This window comes from Methylobacterium sp. HMF5984 (assembly GCF_045033435.1).
Classification (GTDB): domain Bacteria; phylum Pseudomonadota; class Alphaproteobacteria; order Rhizobiales; family Beijerinckiaceae; genus Methylobacterium.
Genome location: NZ_JBJFLN010000001.1, coordinates 2,718,480 through 2,735,000, shown reverse-complemented (window position 1 = coordinate 2,735,000; position 16,521 = coordinate 2,718,480). Strand labels below are relative to the sequence as shown.

The window sequence follows — 16,521 nt, the reverse complement described above, 5'->3', positions numbered from 1 at the left end:
AGGGCTGGCGCGGGCCAAGCCCTGCCCCGGCTGCGGCGCGCTGATCGCGCTCAACGCCTCGACCTGCGAGCCTTGCTGGATCGAACCGGAGGACGACGCGGCGTCCGCCAAGCACGAGGCCGCGGCCGACGACGAATTGCCGATCCTGTCCAAGCGCGCGGACGGCTGGCGGCCGGTCTCGGATTGGCGCTTCGAGCGCGGGGCGGACGGCCTCGACATCGTGCTGCGCTGCTCCGACGGCGCCCATCGCATCCGGCTCGCGCTGGAGCGGACGGGCTTTGCCCGCGACAAGGCGGTGCAGTGGTGGCGCGGGCTCGGCGGCGGCCGCGCGGCGCCGATGGATGCCGCCGAAGCCCTGGACCGCCGCGACGAGCTGGTGTGTCCGGCGGCGATCCGCATCCGCCCGATCGGCCGGGCCTCGGAGGAGGTGGCCTGCCGCTTCCCCGACGGACGCATCGTCTCCGATGTCCGCCGCCTGGCCGATGCGCTGGCCGCCTGATGCCGAGGGCGTTCGTGACTCGGGGCAAGCGTAGAGGGCAGGGGGCTCGGAGCGCCCTCGCCTGGGACGACGCGAGCCTGGATCCGCCGGGCCCGGATCGCCGAGGCCGTGAAGGCGATCCTGCCGGATGCTGGCATGCCAGCTGGTTCGGGACCGGCCGAAGCCCCCTCGCCCCGGGACATCGGTCTATTAAGTTCCATAATATATCTTATGCGAATGACGGATGTGCCCTTTAGGGGCGTGTTTCCGCAGGCGATCCCGGGCGGTCGGCGGCCGGAATCGAGTGCGGTCAGCGCACCGTGACGCGCACGTCGGACTCGTAGCCGGTGCCGTCGGCGTTGATGACGAAGATGCGGAAGGTGTCGAGCCCCTCGAACCCCTCCTCCGAGGTGTAGTGACGCATGACCGGCCGCCCCGATGCAAATCTTCGTGCGGTCGCGCAGCGCCCTCCGGCGCCCACCGTGCCGGAACCGGTCTCACGCCTCCAGCGGGATCTCGATGTGGAAGCGGGCGCCCTGCCCGCGCGGCGTCGCGATCCGGGCGTCGAGCTGGCGGGCGAGGTTCGCGATCACGCGCATGCCCAGGCTGCCCGAGGCCCGGCCGATGTCGAAATCCGCCGGCAGGCCGACGCCGTCGTCCGACACGTCGAGGACGAGCGCCGCGCCGGTGCAGGCGGCGCCCACGCGCACCTCCCCGGTCCTGTCGGGATAGGCGTACTTGATCGCGTTGGTGACGAGCTCGTTGACCATCAATCCCATCGGGATCGCCCGGTCGGCCGAGACCCGCAGCGGCTCGGCGCTGCAGCGGATGCGGTGGTTCGGCGCGCTGCTCTGCAGGTTGGCCGTCAACGTCTCCAGGAACTGCGCGAGGTCGATCTCGCCCGGCGTGGTGTCGCCCTGGCGCCAGAGCTGGTCGTGGACCCCGGCGATGGCCTCGACCCGGGTGCGGGCGTCGATCAGGGCGTCGCGCACGGCCGGGTCGTCGGCGTTGCGCGCCTGCAGCGCGAGCAGGCTCGCGACGATGGCCAGGCTGTTCTTCACCCGGTGGCTCATCTCGCGGACGAGCAGGTCCTGCCGCGCCAGCGCCTGCTTGAGCAGCCCCTCCGTGCGCTGCCGCTCGATCGCGCCGCCGAGCAGGTTGGCGAAGCCCTGCATAAAGGCGATGTCGGCCTCGGTGAACATGCCCTCGCGGGTATCGTCGACCTCGAGCACCCCGAAGGCGCCTTCGCGGTTCTCGATCAGCACGTTGATCGCCCGGCGGATGCCGTGCTCGGCCATGATCTGCGGCGTGCGGAAGCGGTTCTCGTTCTCGAGGTGGTTGGAGATCACCGGCCGGCCGGTCTTGAGGGCGAAGCCCGCGGGCGAGGCGAGGTCGGCGCCGACGCGGGCGTGGCCGACGACGTTCGGTCCCCAGCCGACGCCGGCGCGCACCAGCAGCATGTCCTCGTCGTGCAGGTGCTCCAGCGCCTTGCAGAACTCGGCGCCCATGCCCTCGGCGCAGAGTTCGGTCGCCCGCTGCAGCAGCGCGTCGACGTCCTCGCCGCGCAGGGCCTCGACGCCGAACTCGGACAGGATCGCCTGCTGGCGGAGGCGGTAGCTCAGGTCCGGATGGTGATCGCTCATGACGCGGGGAGGGTAGCAGGGATGGGTGCGGGAGGCGACGCGCGTTGCGGACCGCCCTGCCCGCGCCGTCCCCGTTCGCGCCCCCTTCCCTGCCCCCGCCCTGCGCGCTGCCGCGCCCCCTGCCCTCGCCGCGCGAAGGTCCGTCCCCTGGCCTTCGCACCGCACGATCCTATCTGGTTTCATTCCAAGCTGCGCCATCCCAGCTGCGCCATGCCCGGAGATCGCATGATACCTCTCAGGCTCACCGTGAACGGCACGGTGCGCGAGGTCCTCTTGGAGGATCCCCGCGTGACCCTGCTCGACCTGCTGCGCGAGCGCCTCCATCTCACCGGATCGAAGAAGGGCTGCGACCGCGGCCAGTGCGGCGCCTGCACGGTGCTGGTCGACGGCCGGCGGATCAACGCCTGCCTCGCGCTCGCCGTCGGCCTCGACGGCGCCTCCGTCACCACCATCGAGGGGCTGGCGGACGGCGACGCTCTGCACCCGGTGCAGGCGGCGTTCATCGCGCATGACGGCTTCCAGTGCGGCTTCTGCACGCCGGGCCAGATCATGAGCGCGGTCGGGCTGATCACGGAGGGGCAGGCGGGGACCGATCCCGAGCGGATCCGTGAGGGCATGAGCGGCAACCTCTGCCGCTGCGGCGCCTATGCCGGCATCAGTGAGGCGGTGCTGGCCGCGCAGGGCGCCGGCGACGGCGCGGCGATGCGGGAGGACGCGGCGTGAACCTGTTCGACTACACCCGTCCCGCCAGCGTCGCCGAGGCGATCGCGGCGGCGCAGGCGCCCGGAGCGGCCTATCTTGGCGCCGGCACCAACCTGCTCGACCTGATGAAGGGCGGCGTCGTGACGCCGGCCCGCCTCGTTGACGTCACCCGCCTCCCCGGCCTCGACCGGATCGAGTTCCTGGACGACGGCGGCGTGCGCATCGGCGCGCTGGTGCGCAACAGCGACCTCGCCCACGATCCGCGCTTCGCCAAGACCTATCCCGCGGTGGCCGAGGCGCTTCTCGCGGGCGCCTCGGCGCAGCTGCGCAACGCCGCGACCGCCGCCGGCAACCTGATGCAGCGTACCCGCTGCCCGTACTTCGCGGATGCCACCTCCCCCTGCAACAAGCGCGCGCCGGGCTCGGGATGCGCCGCGATCGGCGGGGCGACGCGGCTGCACGCGGTGCTCGGCTGGAGCGAGCATTGCATCGCCACCAACCCATCGGATTTCTGCGTGCCGCTGGCGGCCTTCGACGCCGTCGTCGAGATCGAGGGCGCGGGCGGCCGGCGTGCGGTGGCGCTGGTCGACTTCCATCGCCTGCCCGGCGATGCGCCGGAGCGCGAGACCGACCTGGCGCCGGGCGAGCTGATCGTCGCGGTGCGCCTGCCGCCGGAGGCGGCCGGGTTTTCGGCCCATGCCCGCTACCTCAAGGTCCGCGACCGCACCTCCTACGCCTTCGCGGTGGTCTCCGCCGCGGCCGGCCTGCGCCTCGACGGCGACCGGATCGGCGAGGCCCGCCTCGCGCTCGGCGGGGTGGCGCTGAAGCCGTGGCGGGCGCGGGAGGCGGAACACCTGCTCGCCGGCCAGGCGCCGGACCCGGATGTGTTCCGAAAGGCCGCCGACGCGGCGCTCGCCGGGGCCAAGCCGTCGGGCGAAGCCAACGTCTTCAAGATCGAGCTCGCCCGCCGCATCCTCGTGCGGGCCCTGACGCTGGCGGCCGCCGGCACGCCGGAGCGCCTGCCGGCGCTGCCGGCCTCGCCGTTCGCGGCCCCTTTCGCCGTCCCCTCCTCTTCGCCGGCAGGAGCCGCCCATGGCTGAGATCGCATTGACGTCCGCGCCGCAGCGGGCCCGCCACGGATCGAGCATGGGCCAGCCCCTGACCCGGCGCGACGGGCCGCTGAAGGTCACCGGCCGGGCGACCTTCGCGGCCGACAACGTCGCGGACGGCACCCTCCATGCGGCGCTCTGCGTCGCCCGGATCGCCCGCGGGCGCGTCACCCATCTCGACGTGGCGGCGGCCGAGGCCCATCCGGGCGTCGTCGCGGTGATGACGCCGGACAACGCTCCCGCCCTCGCCCAGCACCCGGACGACAAGCCCCACGGCTTCATCTTCCGCCTCGACCTGCTGCAGGATTCGGCCGTCCGCTACGCCAACCAGCCGATCGCGGTGGTGATCGCCGAGACGCTGGAGGCGGCCACCGAGGGCGCGCGCCTGCTGAGCCCGCGCTACGAGGCCGAGACGCCGCGCATCGGCCTCGACGCCGAGCCGCCGTTCACGCCCCCCGGCATCGGCGTCGGCCAGCCGCCGGAGGAGACCCACGGCGACGTCGAGGCCGGCCTCGCCGCCGCGAGCCGGCGGATCGCGGCGACCTACGAGACCCCGGCCCAGTACCACAACGCCATGGAGCCGCACGCGGCGGTGGCCTCCTGGGACGGCGACCGGCTCACGCTGCACACGCCGAGCCAGGGCATGTCGATGGCCCAGGGGCGCCTCGCCGGGCTGTTCGGGATCGCGCCGGAGAACATCCGGATCGAGAGTCCGTTCCTCGGCGGCGGCTTCGGCTCGAAGGGCCTGATCTCCGGCCCGCAGATCCTGGCCTGCATGGCCGCGCGCCTCGTCGGCCGGCCGGTCAAGCTGGTGCTCGCGCGCGCGCAGATGTACGGCCCGGTCGGCCACCGCGCCGAGACCCGGCAGAGCTTCCGCCTCGGCGCCGACGACGCCGGCAAGCTGACGGCGCTGGAGCACGAGACGCTGACGGCCTCGAGCCGGTTCGACGACTTCTTCGAGCCGGCCGGCGGCGTCTCGCACACCCTCTACGCCAGCCCGGCCATCGCGGTCCGGCACCAGGCGGTGCGGGTCGACACCGGCACGCCGCTGTTCATGCGCGCGCCCGGCGAGGCCTCGGGCAGCGTCGCGCTGGAGAGCGCGATCGACGAGATGGCGCTGGCCTGCGGCATGGACCCGCTGGAATTCCGCCTGGCGAACTATGCCGAGGTCGAGCCGATCTCCGGAAAGCCGTTCTCCTCCAAAGCCCTGCGCGAGTGCTACACCCGCGGCGCCGAGCGCTTCGGCTGGTCGGCGCGGCCGAGAGCGCCGCGGCAGACCCGCGACGCGAACGGCCTCCTCGTCGGCTGGGGCATGGGCACCGCGACCTTCCCGGCGCTGATGTTCGAGGCGCAGGCGAAGGCCGAGCTGCGGGCCGACGGCACCGGCCTGATCGAGACCGGCGCGCACGACATGGGGCAGGGCGCCTGGACCGCGCTCGGCCAGATCGCCGCCGACGGGCTCGGGATCGGCCTCGACAGGCTGACCTTCCGGATGGGCTCCTCCGACCTGCCGAACGCCGGCATCGCCGGCGGCTCGGCCCACACCGCCACCGCGGGCGGGGCGATCCACGCGGCGGGCCAGGCGGTGATCGCGCAGCTCGCCGACCTCGCCACCAACGATTCCGCCTCCCCGCTCTACGGCGCGGGCAATGCCGGATTCGTCGCCCGCGACGGACGACTCTTCCGGCGCGACGACGAGAGCCGCAGCGAGGCGTATTCCGACATCCTGGCACGCGCCGGACGGGCGAGCCTCACCGCGACCGGGAAGGCCTCGACCGATCCGGCGGCGGCCAAGACCTACGCCATGCACGCCCACGGCGCGGTCTTCGCCGAGGTGAAGGTCGACCCCGATCTCGGCCAGATCCGCGTCACCCGCCTCGTCGGCGCGTTCGCGGCCGGCCGCATCGTCAACCCGCGCCTGGTCACAAGCCAGTATTACGGCGGGATGATCTGGGGAATGTCGTTCGCGCTGCACGAGCACGCGGCGATGGACGCCCGCACCGGCCGCTTCCTCAACGACAACCTCGGCGAATACCACGTGCCGGTGAACGCGGACACGCCGGCCATGGAGGCGATCCTGGTGCACGAGGACGACGCTCACGTGAACGCGCTCGGCATCAAGGGCGTCGGCGAGATCGGCATCACCGGCTCGGCCGGCGCCATCGCCAACGCGGTCTGGCACGCCACCGGCATCCGGGTGCGTGAGATCCCGATCACGCTGGACAAGCTGCTCGGGTAGCGCCCGCCGTCGCGATCCGGCAGCCCACGCCGGCGCGAACCCGGTCCCGACCGCCCTGCCCTCCCGGAGGCCCGTCGCTCAGCGGCGCGGCCTCCGTCGTCGTTCGGCCCGACCCGCGATCCGCAGGTCGCCTGCGCTCCCGAAGGGCTGCGGCGGTGCCGGCCAGCGTCTAATCCCGCTCCGTTCGACGCAGCGGACGGTCCGCGTGCGCCGCCGCACCCAAGTCGAAAGAGAAACGGATTAAATATAGTTTGCTATACTTGTGCATTCGCACACATATTCGTCGAACGACATTGGTTATGTTCTTCTCGTTGGCGCAGGGCGGCATGTCCTGCAGAAGAAAACTTCGAGAGGAAGGATTATCTCATGACGCGCATCGTTGCCTCGGCGCTCTTCGCCGCCGTTCTCGCCCTCCCCGTCGCGGCTCGGGCCGGCGAGGGCGGTGGCGGCGACCGCCAGCCGGCTGGCGGCGGCCACATGAGCTCCTACGTGAACGACCCCTACCACGACCCCCGCTCCGCCCATTCGCAGCGCAACCGCACCGGGCAGCTTCTGGGCGCACCGATGTATTCCGACATGCCCGGCGCCACCGTCGCGCGCCGCGACGTGGTCTCGCCGCACTGGGCGTCCGGAAGCGCGGCCCCCCGCGGCCGCCGCTGATCCGATCCGCCGACCGGCGCCGGCATCCGGCGCCGCCCCGCCCGACATCCGAGCCCGCACGGCCGCCCCCGCGCGGGCTCGCTCGCGTCCGCGCCGCGCCGCTCGACGGCAGGCGCCCCGCCGTGCCGGCATCGCAGCGATCGCCGCGAGTCGGCGCCCACATCGTTTCAGCGCAAGAGGATCCTTCGTGGACAACATCATCCAAGGCATCTCCGAGTTTCAGGACAAGGTCTTCCCGGGGCAGCAGGCGATGTACCAGCGGCTGGTCAGGGACGGGCAGCAGCCCAAGGCCCTGATCATCGCCTGCGCCGATTCCCGCGTCTCGCCCGAGCACATCACCCAGGCCGGCCCGGGCGAGCTGTTCGTCTGCCGCAACGCCGGCAACATCGTGCCGCCGTTCTCGACCGCCACCGGCGGCGTCTCCTCGGCGATCGAGTACGCCGTCGTGGCGCTCGGCGTCCGCGACGTGGTGGTCTGCGGCCATTCCGATTGCGGCGCGATGAAGGGGCTGATGAGCCCCGAGGCCCTGGCGAGGATGCCCAACGTCGCCGCCTGGCTCCGGCACAGCCACGCGGCCGAGCGGATCGTCTGCGAGGCCTATCCCGCCGACATGGACCCGAAGGAGCGCCACCGGGCGCTCGCCCTGGAGAACGTGATCGTCCAGCTCGCGAACCTGCGCACCCACCCGAGCGTGGCCGCGGGCCTCGCCAAGGGCCAGCTGCGGCTGCACGGCTGGTTCTTCGAGATCGAGACCGGCACCCTGCTGGCCTATGACGGCGAGGCCGGCCGCTTCCTGCCGCTCGACGCCCTCGATTCCGCCGGCGACTTCCCCGTTGCCCAAGGCTCGGCCGTGCGCATGGCGGCGCCGGAATACGCGCCGCCGCAGGCGGCCGCGTAGGGGCCGGGCCGATGCGACCCACCCAAACGCCCCCCGCGCGCATCCTCCCGGCCTCCCTCGCGCGGGACCTGCCGGCCTCCTTCGTCGTGTTCCTCGTGGCGCTGCCGCTGTGCATGGGCATCGCCCTGGCCTCGGGTGTGCCGCCCGAGCGCGGGCTGATCACCGGGATCGTCGGCGGCATCGTCGTCGGACTGCTCGCGGGCTCGCCGCTGCAGGTCAGCGGGCCGGCGGCGGGGCTTGCCGTCATCGTGTTCGAGTTCGTGCGCCAGCACGGGCTCGGGATGCTCGGCCCGGTGCTCGTGCTCGCCGGCGCGGTCCAGGTCGCCTCCGGCGCGCTCCGGGTCGGAGGCTGGTTCCGCGCGATCTCGCCGGCGGTGGTGCACGGGATGCTCGCCGGCATCGGCCTGCTGATCGTGCTCGGCCAGGTCCACGTGCTCACCGACGCCCTGCCGCTGGCTTCGGGCCTCGACAACCTCGTGGCGATCCCGGCCGCGTTCTTCGACTTCGTCACGGGCGAGGGCAACCGCGTCGGCGCCGTCACGGTCGGCCTCGCCACCATCGCGGCGATGATCGCCTGGGAACGCCTGCGGCCGGCGCGGATGAGGATGGTGCCCGGCGCGCTGATCGGCGTCCTCGCCGGCACCGCGGTCGCCGGGCTCGGCGGCCTCGCGGTCAAGCGGATCGAGGTCCCGGACGCGATCCTGTCCACCCTGTCGATGCCGGGGGCGGCGGAGTGGGGCCGGCTGCTCGAGCCGACGATGATCGTGATGGCGTTGACCATCGCCGCCGTCGCCAGCGCCGAGAGCCTGCTGTCGGCGGCCGCCGTCGACCGGATGCACGACGGGCCGCGCACGCAGTACAACCGCGAGCTCGGCGCGCAGGGCGTCGGCAACCTGATCTGCGGCCTGATCGGCGGCCTGCCGATGACCGGGGTGATCGTGCGCTCCTCGGCCAACGTCCAGGCCGGCGCGGCGACGCGGGCCTCGACGGTGATGCACGGGACGTGGCTCCTCGCCTTCCTGCTCGCCCTCCCCTGGGTGCTGAAGCTGGTGCCGACGGCCGCGCTCGCCGGCATCCTGGTGGTCACCGGCTGGCGCCTGATCGGGCCCCACCACGCCGTCCACCTGCACGCGCGCTACGGCTGGCTCACCGCCGCGATCTGGCTCGCGACGATGGTGATGGTGGTGGCCACCGACCTGCTCACCGGCGTGCTGGTCGGGCTCGGGCTCAGCCTGCTCCAGGTCATTCCTACGCTGCGCAAGGGCCGCCTGCGGATCGAGCACGCGGCGGCGACGGAGGTGGCGGGGGTGCCGGAACTGCGCCTCTCGGGCTCGGCCACCTTCCTGCAGCTCCCGCACCTCACCGAGGCGCTGGAGCGGACCCCGGAGGGCGGCGAGGTCCGCCTCGGGACGAAGGACCTCGCCCACATCGACCACACCTGCCTGGAGATGATCGGGGACTGGGCGGGACGGCGCGCCGCCTCGGGCACGCGGGTGTCGGTCGTCGGCGGGTTCGGCCGGCCGCACGAGAAGCTCGTCGCGGCCGTGGCGGCACCGTCCAAGGACTGAGCGGCGGACACGCGGGAACGAGGGGACGGAACGACGGGGCCGGCATCGCGCGAGCGGTGCCGGCTCATCGCGTGCCCGAGCCCGCGCGTTCCGGCCTTACGCGTCCGCCGGGACGGCGGCATCCGCGATCGCGAAGAGGGGTGGCTGCAGGCCCCCCGCCTCCGCCACCGGCACCGCCCGCGCCCCGTCCGGGAGGGCGGGCCCCAGGAGGCGCAGGAAATCCTCGGAGGCGGCGACGTCGAGATCGGCCGCCTTGGCGCGGGTCTCGAGGCGGGCGAGGGTGTTCATCGCCGGGCCGAGCACGGTGTACTCGGCGCGCAGCCCATCGTCGAAGACGCCGACGAGGAGGTCGCCGGCATGGAGCGCGACGACGACGCGGAGCGGGAAGTCGCCGGCCTCGGCGCGGGTGCGGTTCAGGGCGGACAGCCGGGTGCGGATCGCGCGGGCGCAGGCCAGCGCGCCGCGGGCCTGCGCCACGGGGCCGCCGACCACGAACTGCGCCAGCACGGCGTCGCCGACATACTTATCGACGATGCCGTCGTGCTCGGTCACGGCCGCATGCGCCAGGGCGCGGATGGCGAGCAGCGCGCGCACCATCGCCTCGGGCGGGTGCTCGCGGCTCAGGCGCGAGAACCCGCGAACGTCGAGGGCCAGCAGGCAGGCATGGCGCCGGCGTGCCGTTCCGAGGTCGCCGTCGCGGGCGAGCTCGGTCGCGACGCCGTCGGGAACGAAGCGGGCGAGCTGCGTGCGCTCGTGCTCGAGGCGCACGGCCTCGCCGGCGGCGTGGCGCAGGCGCGCGACCCCGTCGACCACCACGACGCTCGCGGCCAGGAAGGTCAGCAGCCCCGGCACCTGCTCGCCGAGATCGACATGCGGGCCGAGGAAGCCGGCCGGGTTGACGAGGCCGACGAGGATCGCGGCGCCCCAGGCGAAGACGACCGTGCCGGAGAACAGGGCCGCGTGCCACACGCGCATGCTGAGCGCGGTCTGCAGCAGCAGCAGGAAGGCCGGCAGCCGGCTCACCGCGTCGGCGGCCCCGCCATCGTCGGCGGCGCCCGCCAGCATGTGCTCGACGAGGACGTAGATCGCCAGCCCGGCGTTCAGCCCGGTGCCGGCCCAGGCGAAGCCTTCCGCGTGGCGCCCCTCCCCGCGCTCGGCCCGGCCGAACCAGACCGAGCCCGCCGCATAGAGGCCGAGGATGAACCAGTGGCTCAGCGCGTGCAGCGAGCCGTCGTAGACCTGCGCCGCCATCAGCAGCACGAGCACGATCACCACGCGCAGGACCAGCAGGCGACCGCCGGTGGCGCGCTGCATCAGCCGCAGGACGGTGTTCTCGTCCTGCGCGCGCTGTGCGGCCCTGTCGTCGAGCATGAGGCGGGTGCCCGCGCGGGTCGGGACTACCCGGCCCGGCTGAGCCGGCGGGCGCCGCCGAAGCGGTTGAGGAAGCGCGGCTCCTTCTCCGGCGCGATCCGGATGGCGAGGTGCAGCGTGCCGCCCTCCTCCATGCGCCGGTCGAGCACCTCGGCGTTCTCGTAGAGCCAGTGCAGGGCCGCGCCCTCCTCGGGGCCGAGGATGACCGCGAAGGTCGAGCGCGCGCGGGCGATGCGCGCCTCGATCCGCGCGGTCAGCGCCGACAGCCCCTCCCCCGTCAGCGACGAGACCAGCACCGGTGCGGCGCCGTCGCGGTCGTTGCGGTCGTGGGCCGAGAGGTTGGCGAGGCGCGTGCGCTCGCCCTCGTCGAGCAGGTCCGCCTTGTTCCAGACCTCGATGATCCGGTCGGCCGACATCTCGATTCCGAGCTCGCCCAGCACCGTGCCGACATCCTCGGCCTGCGCCTCGGAATCGACGTGGGCGACGTCGCGCACGTGGAGCAGGATGTCGGCCTCGATCACGTCTTCCAGCGTGGCGCGGAAGGCGGCGATCAGGGCGGTCGGCAGGTCGGAGATGAAGCCGACGGTGTCGGACAGGATCACGGTCTCGCCGTGCGGCAGCTTGGTGGCGCGGGCGGTGGGGTCGAGGGTGGCGAACAGCATGTCCTGCGCCACCACCTGCGCCTTGGTCAGGGCGTTGAACAGCGTCGACTTGCCGGCATTGGTGTAGCCGACCAGCGCCACGATCGGGTAGGGCACGCGCGCCCGGCTTTGCCGGTGCAGGCCGCGGGTGCGGGTGACGGCGTCGAGGTCGCGCTCGATCCGCGTCATGCGCTCCTGGATCATGCGCCGGTCGGCCTCGATCTGGGTCTCGCCGGGGCCGCCGAGGAAGCCGAAGCCGCCGCGCTGGCGCTCCAGGTGGGTCCAGGACCGCACCAGCCGCGACTTCTGGTAGGCGAGGTGGGCGTGCTCGACCTGGAGCGTGCCCTCGCGCGTCGAGGCGCGGCGGCCGAAGATCTCGAGGATCAGGCCGGTACGGTCGATGACCTTGGCGCCGAATTCCTTCTCGAGGTTGCGCTGCTGCACCGGCGACAGGGCGCAATCCATCACCACGAGGCCGATCTCGCTCGCCTTGATCAGGCCGGCGATCTCCTCGACGCGGCCCTTGCCGAGATAGGTCGAGGGCCGGATGCGGGCGAGGCTGAGCGGGATCGCCTCGACCACGTCGAGCTCGATCGCGGCGGCCAGCCCCACCGCCTCCTCCAGCCGCGCCTGCGTCGAGCGCGAGACCGGCGCCGGCCCGTGCGGCGACGCGGCCGCAGTGCGGCTGAGGTAGGGACCGATGACGAGGGTGTGGGTCGCGGCGGCGATCTCGCCTTCCGGCGCGGCCATCGCCTGCAGTCGGGCCTCGCCGGAGGTCAGCGTCTCGGTCATGGAATCCTTGAGCCGGCGCCCGTCGGGGCGGCGGCGTGATGCGTTTCGGAACCCTTCAGATGGGGCTGAGCAGCCGGCGAACCAAGATGGCGCGGAACACGCTCGTGCGGACCGGGGGCCGGCCGCGCGTCAGGAGCGCCCGGTCACGCCTTCTCGGGGGCGGTCTCGTCCGGCTCGAACAGCTGCACGGGATGGCCCGGCATGATCGTCGAGATCGCGTGCTTGTAGACGAGCTGGGAATGGCCGTCGCGGCGAAGCAGCACGCAGAAGTTGTCGAACCAGGTCACCACGCCCTGCAGCTTGACGCCGTTGACGAGGAAGATCGTCAACGGAATCTTGTTCTTGCGGACATGGTTGAGGAAGGTGTCTTGCAGGTTCTGTGCGCGTTCGGCCGCCATCTTCTTGTCCTTTGTTGTCTTGGCGCCCGCCTTCGGGAGCGGGTTTTCGTTCTATCCGCGGCATCGATCCTGCCGCCGCAGCGCTGGTCTTGAGGAGCCCGCCGCGGAGCGGAATCGTGCATTACAGGTTCAATTCCGGCGCCGATGCAAGACCCGAACCGGCTCCGCACGCGACGAACGGGGGTTGCTTCTCACCGCTTCCGTCATCCGCCCGCAAGGCGCTCAGGGGCCGATCCCCAGGGACTTCAGCTTGCGGTGCAGGGCCGAGCGCTCCATGCCGATGAATTCGGCGGTCCGGGAAATGTTTCCCGAGAAGCGGGCGATCTGCGCCACGAGGTATTCGCGCTCGAAGATCTCGCGCGCCTCGCGCAGCGCCAGGCTCATCAGCTTCTCGCCGCCGGCGCCGTTCGGGGTCGTCGGCACCAGGGCGCCGATCTCGGAGGGCAGCATCTCCGAGGTGATCTCCTGGTCCGGGTCGGCCTGCGTCAGGATCATCAGCCGCTCGACGTTGTTCTTGAGCTGGCGCACGTTGCCCGGCCAGTTGTGCGACTGCAGCACCGCCATCGCGTCCTGCCCGATGACCCGGCGCGGCAGCCCGGTCTGGGCCGAGATGTTGTCCATGAAGAACTGGATCAGCTCCGGCACGTCCTCGCGGCGCTCCGAGAGCGAGGGCACGCGGATCGGCACCACCGAGAGCCGGTGGAACAGGTCCTCGCGGAAGCGCCCGGCGGCGATCTCCTCGGCGAGGTCGCGGGAGGAGGATGAGATGATGCGGACGTCGACGTGGACGCGGGTGGTGCCGCCGACGCGCTGGAAGTTCTGGTCGACGAGGACGCGCAGGATCCGGCCTTGCGTCTCCCGCGGCATGTCGGCGACCTCGTCGAGGTAGAGGGTGCCGCCATGCGCCTCCTCCAGCGCGCCGACCCGCCTCCCCTGCTCGCCGCCGGCCTCGACCCCGAACAGCTCCGATTCCATCGTCTCCGGCAGGATCGCGGCCGCGTTGAGCAGCACGAACGGCCCGCTCGCCCGGGCCGAGGCCTTGTGCAGGCCGCGCGCGGCGAGCTCCTTGCCGGAGCCCAGCGCCCCGGTGATCATCACCCGGGCGTTGGTCGGGGCGACGCGGTCCAGCGTTTGGCGCAGCTGGTTGATCGCCACCGAGCCGCCGACGATGCGGTTGGCGGTGCCGGAGCGCGCGGTGAGGTCGCGGACCTCGCGCCGCAGGCGCGAGGCCTCGAGCGCGCGCTCGGCCACCAGGATCAGCCGGTCGGCCTTGAACGGCTTCTCGATGAAGTCGTAGGCGCCCGCCTTGATCGCCGAGACCGCGGTCTCGATGTTGCCGTGGCCCGAGATCATCACCACCGGCAGGTCCGGGTGGGACGCCTTGATCAGGTCGAGCACCTGCAGGCCGTCGAGGCGCGAGCCCTGCAGCCAGATGTCGAGGAAGACGAGGTGGGGGCGGCGCGCCTCGATCGCGGCGAGCGCCTCGTCGGAGCTGCCCGCGGTGCGCGAGCGGTGGCCTTCGTCGTCGAGGATGCCGGCGACCAGGTCGCGGATGTCGGCCTCGTCGTCGACCACCAGGATATCGGCGCTCATGGCTGCATCTCCGCAATCTCTCGGGGGGCCGTCGTCGCGGCGCCCTTCTCGTCAGGGTTGGGGCGGGCCGGGCCCGCGACCGCGTCGTCCGCGGGCGACAGCGCGCGGGGCACGCGCATGCGCACCTGGCCGCCGCGGCCGGCGGGGTTGTCGTTCAGCTCGATCCCGCCGCCGTGCTCTTCCAGCACCTTGCTCACGATCGCCAGCCCGAGGCCGGTGCCGCCCTCGCGGGTCGTCATGTAGGGCTCCAGCAGGCGCTGGCGCCCCTCGACGGGAAATCCCTTGCCGTTGTCGGTCACCGCGATCGTGGCGAAGCCCTCCTCGACGGTGAGGCTCAAGCCGATCTTGCCCTTGCCGAGCTCGGCCTCCGGCACCTCGGCCACCGCCTCGACGGCGTTCTTGAGGATGTTGGTGATCACCTGGCTCAGCAGGCGGATGTCGAAGGCCGCGGTGATCTTCTCGGCCTCCGCCGTGCCGGTGCCGCCGAGGCCGTGCGCGGTGAAGGCGAAGTCGATGTCGGGGTGCGCCACCCGCATCATGAACAGGTTCTGCTTGGCGATCTCGGTGAGGTCGTTCTCGGCGATCGCGGGCTTGGGCATCCGGGCGAAGGAGGAGAACTCGTCGACCATGCGCTTGATCTCGTCGACCTGGCGGATGATCGTCGCGGTGCACTGGTCGAACACCTCCTTGTCGGCGGTGATGACCTTGCCGTACTTGCGCCGGATGCGCTCGGCCGAGAGCTGGATCGGGGTCAGCGGGTTCTTGATCTCGTGGGCGATGCGGCGCGCGACGTCCGCCCAGGCGGAGGTGCGCTGGGCCGAGACGAGGTCGGTGATGTCGTCGGCCGTCACCACGAAGCCGCGTGCGCCGCCCTGCGCCTGCTCGCTGGTGACCCGCACCGCGATGGTGCGCTCGCGCCCGCCCCGCGTGAGCTGGATCTGGTGCGCCTGCGCGCGCTGGCGCCCCTCGGCGCCGGGCAGGAGCGGGGCGAGCTCCGGCACCGCATCGGACAGGCGCTGGCCGACGAGCGCGCCGTCGGCGAGATCGAGCATCCGCTCGGCGGCCGGGTTCGCGATGGTGACGAAGCCAGCGGCATCGACGCCGACGACGCCGGGCGAGACCCCCGACAGCACGGCCTCGGTGAAGCGCCGGCGGCGGTCGATCAGGTCGCTCGCCGCGGTCAGCCCGGCATGCTGACGGCGCAGCTCCTGCGTCATCTTGTTGAAGCTCTCGCCGAGATGGGCGAGGTCGCCGTCGGTCTTCCGCGCCGGAACTTGAGCGTAGAAGTTGCCCGAGGCGACCTGGTCGGCGGCGTTGATCAGGCGGCGGATCGGGGCGACGAAGCGGTTGGCGAAGTTCATCCCGAACCACACCGCCGAGAGCAGCGCGATCAGCGCGATCAGCACGAAGATCGAGGCGAAGGTCACCTGGATCGAGGTGCGCAGCGAATCATAGGTGAGGTACTCGGCCGCCGCCGCGCGCGACACGCCGGGGAAGTCGATGGCGAGCTGGTTGACCTCGCGCTGCACCAGCAGCACCGCGTCGTCGTAGGCCGGCATCCGGAACATCGCCGCGAAGACGCGGCCCTCGGTCGGCAGCAGGCAGATCGGGTCGCTGGACTTGGCGGCGTCCTCGAAGGCGGCAGCCGAGGGCAGGCGCGTCGTCTTGAGCACGTCGATCTTGGCGCGCGCCACCACCTCGTTCGGCCCGCGCATGATCTGGGCGACCGGGAGGCCGAGATTGGTCGCGCGGGTGGTGAGGAAGCCCTCGAACCAGTCGCGGTTGACGTCGAAGTTCGGCCGCGCCCGCGTCAGGTCGTCGTTGAGGATGCGGATCTCGCGCGCCAGCGACTGGCACTGGTTCTCCTGGTAGGCGTCGGCCACCTCGACGGATTTCAGCACCACGTCGCGGACCCGGTCGGTGAAGCCGAGGGAGAGGCCGCGGTCGATCGTCACCGAGGCGACGACGGCCAGCAGGCAGGTCGGCAGGATCGCGATCAGCGAGAACAGGCCGACGATGCGGGTGTGGAGCCGGGCCACCGCCGCGTTGGCGCGCCGCGCATGCAGGAAGACCCGCGCCTCCCAGGCGATGATCACCGCGAGCCCGAGCACCAGGGCGACGTTGATGGCGAGCAGGGTGACGCCGATCGTCGGCGTCGGCGTCACGCGGATGACGCCGGCCAGCACCAGGAAGGTGGCGATCGCCGAGATCAGGGCGGTGACGACCACCCCGGCGCCGATCCAGCCGGGCCCGCGCGGCCCCGCCCGCAGCGCGTCGGGGACGGAGGCACCGCCCTCGTCGGGCCTCGCCGACGGGGCCTCCGAAGTCCTGGATCGCAGAAACGGCATGGCTGATGCAGAGCCACCACAGTGTGGCGAAATTATTACGAATCGGGCATTCGCCCGGTCGCGCCGCGGGCCCGGCGCTCC

At 72.4% G+C, this 16,521-nt stretch carries 13 protein-coding genes (1 of these 13 cut by a window edge); 7 read left to right on the top strand and 6 right to left on the bottom strand.

The genetic code is table 11. The features are described 5' to 3' along the window. Nucleotides 1-499: the 3' portion of a DEAD/DEAH box helicase gene (locus ACFZ8E_RS13285; protein WP_405042956.1), read on the top strand. The gene continues 1,139 nt to the left of window position 1, outside the view; the window shows 499 of its 1,638 coding nt (coding positions 1,140-1,638); its start codon lies off the left edge, out of view; its stop codon occupies nt 497-499. A gap of 476 nt (nt 500-975) precedes the next feature. Here the strand turns inward: ACFZ8E_RS13285 and ACFZ8E_RS13280 are convergent, their stop codons facing one another. Then, entirely contained in the window at nt 976-2,121 is a 1,146-nt protein-coding gene (locus ACFZ8E_RS13280) for a sensor histidine kinase (RefSeq protein ID WP_243946762.1), read from the bottom strand. A gap of 225 nt (nt 2,122-2,346) precedes the next feature. Here ACFZ8E_RS13280 and ACFZ8E_RS13275 point away from each other — a divergent pair, with 225 nt between their 5' ends. The 6 genes from ACFZ8E_RS13275 (at nt 2,347) to ACFZ8E_RS13250 (ending at nt 9,297) form a co-directional block, all read left to right on the top strand. Beyond that, entirely contained in the window at nt 2,347-2,844 is a 498-nt protein-coding gene (locus ACFZ8E_RS13275; protein WP_405042955.1) for a (2Fe-2S)-binding protein, read from the top strand. Then, nucleotides 2,841-3,923 (top strand): FAD binding domain-containing protein, encoded by a 1,083-nt coding sequence (locus tag ACFZ8E_RS13270; protein WP_405042954.1) that lies wholly within the window; start codon nt 2,841-2,843, stop codon nt 3,921-3,923. The genes ACFZ8E_RS13275 and ACFZ8E_RS13270 overlap by 4 nt, the downstream gene beginning before the upstream one ends. Then, nucleotides 3,916-6,171 carry a xanthine dehydrogenase family protein molybdopterin-binding subunit gene (locus ACFZ8E_RS13265; RefSeq protein WP_405042953.1) on the top strand — a complete coding sequence of 752 codons (2,256 nt, stop codon included), beginning with the start codon at nt 3,916-3,918 and terminating at the stop codon, nt 6,169-6,171. Before ACFZ8E_RS13270 ends, ACFZ8E_RS13265 begins: the two co-directional genes overlap by 8 nt. Nucleotides 6,172-6,537: 366 nt before the next feature. Further along, nucleotides 6,538-6,831, top strand: a complete 294-nt coding sequence (locus ACFZ8E_RS13260; RefSeq protein WP_147729318.1) for a hypothetical protein — start codon at nt 6,538-6,540, stop codon at nt 6,829-6,831. A gap of 187 nt (nt 6,832-7,018) precedes the next feature. Further along, a complete protein-coding gene (locus ACFZ8E_RS13255; RefSeq protein ID WP_243932908.1) occupies nt 7,019-7,729 on the top strand; it encodes a carbonic anhydrase in 711 nt (236 codons plus the stop codon). Between the two features lie 11 nt (nt 7,730-7,740). Next, nucleotides 7,741-9,297, top strand: a complete 1,557-nt coding sequence (locus ACFZ8E_RS13250) for a SulP family inorganic anion transporter (protein ID WP_405042952.1) — start codon at nt 7,741-7,743, stop codon at nt 9,295-9,297. 96 nt (nt 9,298-9,393) lie between these two features. Here ACFZ8E_RS13250 and ACFZ8E_RS13245 read toward each other — a convergent pair whose 3' ends face one another. The 5 genes from ACFZ8E_RS13245 to ACFZ8E_RS13225 form a co-directional block, all read right to left on the bottom strand. Then, nucleotides 9,394-10,668 carry an adenylate/guanylate cyclase domain-containing protein gene (locus tag ACFZ8E_RS13245; RefSeq protein WP_405042951.1) on the bottom strand — a complete coding sequence of 425 codons (1,275 nt, stop codon included), beginning with the start codon at nt 10,666-10,668 and terminating at the stop codon, nt 9,394-9,396. A gap of 26 nt (nt 10,669-10,694) precedes the next feature. After that, nucleotides 10,695-12,101 (bottom strand): GTPase HflX, encoded by a 1,407-nt coding sequence (gene hflX, locus ACFZ8E_RS13240; protein ID WP_147843072.1) that lies wholly within the window; start codon nt 12,099-12,101, stop codon nt 10,695-10,697. Between the two features lie 143 nt (nt 12,102-12,244). Further along, nucleotides 12,245-12,499: an RNA chaperone Hfq gene (gene hfq / locus ACFZ8E_RS13235; protein WP_066925253.1), complete on the bottom strand. Its 255-nt coding sequence runs from the start codon at nt 12,497-12,499 to the stop codon at nt 12,245-12,247. 222 nt (nt 12,500-12,721) lie between these two features. Further along, complete coding sequence (locus ACFZ8E_RS13230) at nt 12,722-14,092, bottom strand: sigma-54 dependent transcriptional regulator (protein WP_147726345.1); 1,371 nt, start codon at nt 14,090-14,092, stop codon at nt 12,722-12,724. After that, nucleotides 14,089-16,440, bottom strand: a complete 2,352-nt coding sequence (locus ACFZ8E_RS13225) for a PAS domain-containing sensor histidine kinase (protein WP_147843073.1) — start codon at nt 16,438-16,440, stop codon at nt 14,089-14,091. Before ACFZ8E_RS13225 ends, ACFZ8E_RS13230 begins: the two co-directional genes overlap by 4 nt. Nucleotides 16,441-16,521: the final 81 nt, after the last annotated feature.

Coding starts and splice junctions, on each gene's coding strand:
- ACFZ8E_RS13280 (WP_243946762.1), bottom strand. CDS start 2,121: ATGAGCGATCACCATCCGGACCTGAGCTACCGCCTCCGCCAGCAGGCG.
- ACFZ8E_RS13275 (WP_405042955.1), top strand. CDS start 2,347: ATGATACCTCTCAGGCTCACCGTGAACGGCACGGTGCGCGAGGTCCTC.
- ACFZ8E_RS13265 (WP_405042953.1), top strand. CDS start 3,916: ATGGCTGAGATCGCATTGACGTCCGCGCCGCAGCGGGCCCGCCACGGA.
- ACFZ8E_RS13260 (WP_147729318.1), top strand. CDS start 6,538: ATGACGCGCATCGTTGCCTCGGCGCTCTTCGCCGCCGTTCTCGCCCTC.
- ACFZ8E_RS13250 (WP_405042952.1), top strand. CDS start 7,741: ATGCGACCCACCCAAACGCCCCCCGCGCGCATCCTCCCGGCCTCCCTC.
- ACFZ8E_RS13245 (WP_405042951.1), bottom strand. CDS start 10,668: ATGCTCGACGACAGGGCCGCACAGCGCGCGCAGGACGAGAACACCGTC.
- hflX (WP_147843072.1), bottom strand. CDS start 12,101: ATGACCGAGACGCTGACCTCCGGCGAGGCCCGACTGCAGGCGATGGCC.
- hfq (WP_066925253.1), bottom strand. CDS start 12,499: ATGGCGGCCGAACGCGCACAGAACCTGCAAGACACCTTCCTCAACCAT.
- ACFZ8E_RS13230 (WP_147726345.1), bottom strand. CDS start 14,092: ATGAGCGCCGATATCCTGGTGGTCGACGACGAGGCCGACATCCGCGAC.
- ACFZ8E_RS13225 (WP_147843073.1), bottom strand. CDS start 16,440: ATGCCGTTTCTGCGATCCAGGACTTCGGAGGCCCCGTCGGCGAGGCCC.